Genomic DNA, 6,274 nt, shown 5'->3' with positions numbered 1-6,274 from the left:
CCCAGAGCGCCCGTGTGCCGAAGCCTCGCATCACGGAGGCCATGCGAACCTCACCCAGACGGGATGGTGGTCGCTCCCCGCGGGACGCCGGTCCACGCCGCGCTCCAGCGGAGCGAGCCCCTGGGCGAAGACGAAGTCGAGCGGGAAGCCGCCAATCACGGAGTCCACCGTGTCCCCCACGCCCTCCGAGGCCCATTGGAAGCCCCGCTCGGAGAACAGCTTCACCATCTGCCTCAGGCTCCCCGGGTCGGAGGTATTGAAGTCGCCGGCGACGACCTGCACCGGCCCCGTGCCTTCGAGTGCGTCGATGATGGTCTCCGCCTGGTCGAGCCGCCCTCCCAGCCCGACGATGGGCGTGGCGTTGTGCACGGAGGCCGTTTGAACCCGCGTCCCGCCGACGTCCAACGTCGCGAGGACCGCGATGCGGCGGCGCTGATGGTACGGGTCGTCATGGGGAAGGTGGACCTTCCGGTCCGCGATGATGGGCCACCGGCTCAACAGCGCGTTGCCGAAGTCGTCGTCGTCCACCTGCACGGAGGCGGGGTAGTAGACGTAGGCCAGCCCCAGCTCACGTGCGATTCGGTCCACGGACGCAGCGTCCATCTCCTGCATCGCGATGACATCCGCCCCCGCGAGCGGAGCTCTTGAGAGCGCGGTGATGGCCTCGGTGACCTGTTCGGAGAAGGCCAGGTTGAACGTCACCACGGTGAGGGAAGCGGGCGCCTCGGTGGAGACGGGGCCAGGCGTCCGATGGTCGCCGCTGTACCGGGGACCGGCCTCATCGGAGTAGTTCTCCGCGAGCGGGCATCCCGTCAGGAACGTAAGCAGGAGAAGCGCCCACGGCGGCGCGATGCGCAGCCGCTGGAGGTCGCCAGGCGCCTCCGCGGCGCGTGCGTCGTTGCATTTCAAGGACCGGTGCATCGCGCACCTGAACGGAGCAGCGCCCCAGAGATTCCATCCACCGCGGCGCCAACACCGCACCGCTTCCTCCAACGGCCGCAGAGCAACGGAGGAAGTGAACGCCTTTGATTGCGCCGCCACCTCAGGGCCCAGGCCTGCCAGGCGGCCGGATGCGGTGCTCGCGCCGCGGCGCTCACGCACCGTCTGGGTGAGCCCAGTCCTCCACTTCGCTCGCGGCGGCTCGGGCGAGCTTCGCCGCGGCCAAGGGGTCCACCCGCGCGGTGACCAGCACACCGATGACGGCGCCCAGCAGCAGCTCCACCCGGCGGGCCACCGTCTTCCGGGGCATGACACCCGCCCGCGCCGCCGCCTCCAGGGCCCGGGTCAGGTGTCCCTGCAAGAGCGCGCGGTAGTCCTCCACCGCGCGATGAGCCTCGGCGTCATGCGGGGCCAGCTCCGTGGCCGTGTTGACCAGCAGGCATCCCCGGCGCGTCAGGGACGGCGGCGCGGTCCCCATCGTCGTCGCGAGCGAATCGAAGTACGCCGTCACCTGCGCCAGGCCCGCCGGGCCCTTGGCGAAGACGGCCAGCCGGGGCGTGATGACCTCCTGGAGGTACAGCGCCACCGCGCGGGAGAACAGCCCCCGCTTGCTCTCGAACGCCTGGTACAGGCTGGAGCGGTTCAACCCCGTGGTGGACTCCAGGTCCGACAGGGACGTGGCCTCGTACCCTCGGGACCAGAACACCCCCAGCGCCTTGCGCACCGCCTCCGTCTCGTCGAACGCACGCGTCCGCGCCACGTCACCCTCCTTGACAATTCTGAACCGACCGTTTCAATATGATTCGAAACTGACTGGTTCAGAATACCGCATCCCGGAGGGGAGTCATCATGTCGCTGCTGGCACAGGTCTTCGCGGTCGTCGCCGCGCTCATCCACGTCCTGTTCTTCGTCATGGAGAGCATCGTCTTCTCGCAGCCGAAGGTGTGGCGGCGCTTCGGGCTGAAGTCACAGGCGGACGCGGACGTGGTGAAGCCGATGGCGCTCAACCAGGGCTTCTACAACCTGTTCCTCGCGGTGGGCGTGCTGGTGGGCGTGGCGCTCGTCCACACCAGCGCGGCCGCGTCCGGCGTGGCGGCCGTGGTGTTCGGCTGTGCATGCATGGCGCTGGCGGCCCTGGTGCTGGTGTCCAGCAACCGCCGCTTCCTCAAGGCCAGCATCGTCCAGGGCGCCCTGCCCCTGCTGGCCATCGCGCTCATCGCGGTTCGCCTGGGGGAATGAGCGGGCGAGGCGCCAGGCTGCCGTTGACGCCCCGCTGTTCCCGTCTACGGCTTGGAGCTGCGCAGGTACCGGTAGAACTCGGACTCGCTGCCCAGGAACAGTGACGTGGAGGCGTCCACGACGTCCGGGTAGGCCTCCAGCGTCCGCATGAACTGGTAGAACTCCGGATCCCTGCCGAAGGCCTCCGCGTAGATTTTCGTCGCCTCGGCGTCCGCCGCGCCGGTGATGTCCTGGGCCTTGCGGTAGGCCGCCGAGCGGATCTCCTTCAAGTCACGCTCACGCTGGCCCCGGACCTCCGCCGCGCGGCCCATGCCCTCCGAACGGGAGCGCTCGGCGATGCGCTTGCGCTCGGAGATCATCCGCTCGAACACCTTCACCTGGACCTCGTCCACGTAGTTGATGCGGCGAATCTGCACGTCGACCAGCTCCACGCCGAACTCCTTGACGATCTCCGCGGCCCGGAGGCGAATCTGGCGGGTGAGCTTGTCCCGTCCCTGGGCGACCTGCTCCAGCGACTCGCCGCCCCGCTCCGTCTCGGCGATGTACTCGTCGTCCTCGAAGGGACGGTTGGTGGAGCGGACCGCTTCAATCAGCGCGAACGACGCGATGGTGTTGCGCGTCTCACCGTCGATGATGTCGTCGAGCCGGGACTGTGCGTTGCGCTCGTCCCGCAGGCGCTGGAAGAAGCGCAGCGGGTCCACGATGCGCCAGCGCCCGAAGGTGTCCACCCAGATGTACTTCTTGTCCTTGGTGGGAATCTGGTTCGGGTCTCCGCGCCAGTCCAACCACCGCTTGTCGAAGCGGTTCACCGTGTCGACGAAGGGCATCTTGAAGTGGAGCCCCGGGTCCACGACGGACGCGCCCTTCGGCTCGCCGAACCGGGTGATGACGGCCTGCTCGTGCTCGCTCAGGGTGTAGGTCGAGGAGAAGCCCACCACGACGACGAGGACGGCCAATACACCGAGGGGAATGACCAGGCGGCTCATCGGCGGACCTCCGTCTGGCTCGCGCTCCCGGACACCGCCGGGTCGTTCGCCTGCATGTTCAACAATGGCGTGAGGCCCTTGACGGACTCATCCAGGACGACCTTCTGTCCGGCGCTCCGGAGCACCTGGCTCACCGTCTCCAGGTACATGCGGCGGCGGGTGACGTCCGGGGCCTTGCGGTACTCCTCGTAGACGCGCGCGAAGCGGTCCGCCTCACCCTTGGCGCGGTTCACACGCTCAATGGCGTAGCCCTCGGCGCCGCGCAGCGCCTCCTCGGCCTCGCCCTTCGCGCGGGGAATGACGCGGTTCAGCTCGGCATAGGCCTCGTTGATGACGCGCTCCTTCTCCTGGATGGCCTGGTTCACCTCGTTGAAGGACGGCTTCACCGGGTCGGGCGGGTTCACGTCCTGGAGGACCACCTGCTGGATGTCCACGCCCGTCTCGTAGCGGTCCGCCAGGTCCTGCAGCAGCAGCTTGGACTGGGTGGCCACCGCCTGGCGGCCCGTGGTGAGGACCTCGTTCACCGAGTGGTCTCCCACGACGGCCCGCATCGAGGCCTCGGAGATGTCCCGGAGCATGCTCTCCACGTTCTTCACCTTGAAGAGGTACTGGTACGGGTCCTTGATCTTGTACTGGACGATCCACTCCACCACCGCGACGTTGAGGTCACCGGTGAGCATGAGCGACTCGCGCTTCATGTCCGAGGTCTCCGCCGCATAGGAGGAGCCCGCGCGCGTGCGGGAGGACTCCGTGCGGAAGCCGAACTCCGCCTTGAGCTGACGCTGCACCGGGACTTTCACGATGCGGTCCACCCAGAAGGGCATCCGGAAATGGGGGCCCGGCTCCACCGTGCCCACGAAGCGCCCCAGCCGGAGGATGACGCCCACTTCGTCCGGCTCCACCTGGGCGTAGCTGGTCATCAACCCCACCAGCAGGAACAGGCCGAGCACAATGAACAGGAGGCGGCGCCCCATCCCAGGCCCCAGCTGCCGCTGGAGCTCACGTAGGACTTCTGACGGATCCCGCCCACGTGGGTCGGAGTTCATGACGCGAGGTTCCCATGCCATCTGTCCGTCTTCCCCCGTCCAGGCTGCTTCATGCAAGGGGAACCACGCGAATTCCAGCCAGCCGGGTACCATGCTTGGCGCTCACGCCCTCGACCCGGCGGGCGAAACGACATGATGACCGACACGGCAACGAAGACGTTGGAAGCGGACGGGCAGACGCTCGCCTATCGCGATGTGGGCACCGGAGAACCGGTGGTCCTCGTCCACAGCGGCGGCTTCTCCGGCCGCCAGTGGCGGAAGCTGGGCGACACGCTGGCCACCACCCACAGGACTGTCATTCCGGACCTGTTGGGCTACGGCGGCTCCAGCGAGTGGCCCGCGGGAACACCCTTCCACTTCCGCCAGGACCTGGCGGCGCTGGAGGCCCTGGCGGCGCGACTGGAGCAGCCGGCGCACTTCGTTGGCCACTCGTATGGCGGCTTCCTCGCGATGCAGCTCGCGCTGTCACGCCCTCAAGCGGTGAAATCGCTGGCCGTCTTCGAGCCCGTGGCGTTCGGCGTGCTCGAAGCGAGTGACTGGGAAGGTTCGCCCGACCTGCCGTCCACCTTCGAAGGCACCGGCGAGGCCTGGCTGTCCGCGTTCGTGTCGGGATGGAACGGGCCCGGCGCGTGGGACGCGCTCAACGCGGAGACGCAGCAGTCCTTCCGCAAGGTGGGCTGGAAGGTCTACCAGGAGGTCGCCTCCCTGGCGTCGGACAAGACGACGCGCGAGACGTACGCGACGATTGCCGTCCCCACGCTCCTGCTTGGCGGCGAGCGCACGCCCACCTTCGAACGGCGGGTGCTCGACTCGCTGGCCCGGGTGCTGCCTCGCGCGGAGCTGCAAGTGTTCCCGGGCGTGGGCCACATGGGGCCCATCACGCATGCCCGGGAGGTGAACGCCGCCATCCTGCGCCACCTCCAGGCCTGGAGCGGACGCGCGTGAAGCGCCGCCCGCGTGCCCGGAACACCCGGGCACGCAGGGGCACAACCTGGCTCAGCTCGGCTTGGCTCGCACGGACTGGAAGGCCCGCGTGGCGCCCGTCACGAGCAGCACGATGAGGCCACCCGCGATGATGCCGGCCACCGCGTTCATCAGCGACGGAAGGAGCGCGCCGAGCAGCCCGCCAACGCCCGGCACCGCCGCGGCCGCGGCGCTCGCGTGCTCGATGAAGTGATGCAGGGGCGCGATGCCGTGCGTGAGGATGCCGCCGCCCACCATGAACATGGCGGCCGTTCCCACGATGGCGAGCCCCTTCATCAAGTACGGCGCGGTCGCCAGGATGCCCCGACCCAGGCTTTGCTTGAACCCGCCCTCCGTCTTCATCAGGTAGAGGCCCGCGTCGTCGAGCTTCACGATGCCCGCGACCAGACCGTAGACGCCCACCGTCATGAGCAGGGCGATGCCGGACAGCACGGCGACCTGCATTCCAAAGGACGCGGCGGTGAGCGTCCCGAGCGAAATGACGACGATTTCGGCGGACAGGATGAAGTCGGTGCGGATGGCGCCCTTGATCTTGTCCTTCTCCATGGCGACCAGGTCCACCGCCGGGTCCGCCACCGCCTTGACGCGCTCCTGCTGCTCCGCCGCCTGCTCCTCCTTGCCGTGCAGGAACTTGTGGGCCACCTTCTCGAAGCCCTCGAAGCACAGGAAGGCGCCGCCCAGCATCAGCAGCGGGGTGATGGCCCAGGGCACCAGCGCGCTGATGGCCAGGGCCGCGGGGACCAGAATCGCCTTGTTGACCATCGAGCCCTTGGCGACGGCCCAGACGACGGGCAGCTCGCGGTCGGCCCTGACGCCGGAGACCTGCTGGGCGTTGAGCGCGAGGTCATCCCCGAGCACGCCCGCCGTCTTCCGGGTCGCGACCTTCGTCATCACCGCGATGTCATCCAGCAGGCTGGCGATGTCATCAATCAGGGTCAGCAGGCTGCTTCCGGCCACGAGATTCGTCCTGGTGTAGAGGGCACGGGGACGTCGGAAAGACGCCCCGAACCTTGGATATAGCCTGGATTAAGCGCGGCCACGCGGCTTCGATAGCCGCGTCCCCCCGCTTGTCCCCCACCC

General features: G+C 68.4%; 7 protein-coding genes. 2 read left to right on the top strand and 5 right to left on the bottom strand.

What is annotated here, in order from left to right; genetic code table 11:
- Window positions 1-30: 30 nt before the first annotated feature.
- Together G4D87_RS31595 and G4D87_RS31590 are read right to left on the bottom strand one after the other, a co-directional pair.
- Window positions 31-909 carry an endonuclease/exonuclease/phosphatase family protein gene (locus tag G4D87_RS31595; RefSeq protein WP_240358766.1) on the bottom strand — a complete coding sequence of 293 codons (879 nt, stop codon included), beginning with the start codon at window positions 907-909 and terminating at the stop codon, window positions 31-33.
- Between the two features lie 184 nt (window positions 910-1,093).
- Complete coding sequence (locus G4D87_RS31590) at window positions 1,094-1,699, bottom strand: TetR/AcrR family transcriptional regulator (RefSeq protein WP_163786412.1); 606 nt, start codon at window positions 1,697-1,699, stop codon at window positions 1,094-1,096.
- A gap of 89 nt (window positions 1,700-1,788) precedes the next feature.
- Here G4D87_RS31590 and G4D87_RS31585 point away from each other — a divergent pair, with 89 nt between their 5' ends.
- Window positions 1,789-2,178, top strand: a complete 390-nt coding sequence (locus G4D87_RS31585) for a DUF1304 domain-containing protein (protein WP_163786411.1) — start codon at window positions 1,789-1,791, stop codon at window positions 2,176-2,178.
- Between the two features lie 44 nt (window positions 2,179-2,222).
- Here G4D87_RS31585 and hflC read toward each other — a convergent pair whose 3' ends face one another.
- Entirely contained in the window at window positions 2,223-3,164 is a 942-nt protein-coding gene (gene hflC, locus G4D87_RS31580; protein ID WP_163786410.1) for a protease modulator HflC, read from the bottom strand.
- Window positions 3,161-4,231, bottom strand: a complete 1,071-nt coding sequence (gene hflK, locus G4D87_RS31575) for an FtsH protease activity modulator HflK (protein WP_163786409.1) — start codon at window positions 4,229-4,231, stop codon at window positions 3,161-3,163. The genes hflC and hflK overlap by 4 nt, the downstream gene beginning before the upstream one ends.
- A 111-nt stretch (window positions 4,232-4,342) precedes the next feature.
- On the opposite strand from hflK, the gene G4D87_RS31570 reads away from it, so the two are divergent.
- Window positions 4,343-5,155, top strand: a complete 813-nt coding sequence (locus G4D87_RS31570) for an alpha/beta fold hydrolase (RefSeq protein ID WP_240358764.1) — start codon at window positions 4,343-4,345, stop codon at window positions 5,153-5,155.
- A 51-nt stretch (window positions 5,156-5,206) separates the two neighbouring features.
- Here G4D87_RS31570 and G4D87_RS31565 read toward each other — a convergent pair whose 3' ends face one another.
- Window positions 5,207-6,151: a DUF808 domain-containing protein gene (locus G4D87_RS31565; RefSeq protein WP_163786408.1), complete on the bottom strand. Its 945-nt coding sequence runs from the start codon at window positions 6,149-6,151 to the stop codon at window positions 5,207-5,209.
- Window positions 6,152-6,274 lie beyond the last annotated feature (123 nt).

Origin of the sequence: Myxococcus vastator (assembly GCF_010894475.1) — a bacterium.
Taxonomy (GTDB): Bacteria; Myxococcota; Myxococcia; order Myxococcales; family Myxococcaceae; genus Myxococcus; species Myxococcus vastator.
This window is presented reverse-complemented; position numbering and strand designations above follow the sequence as displayed.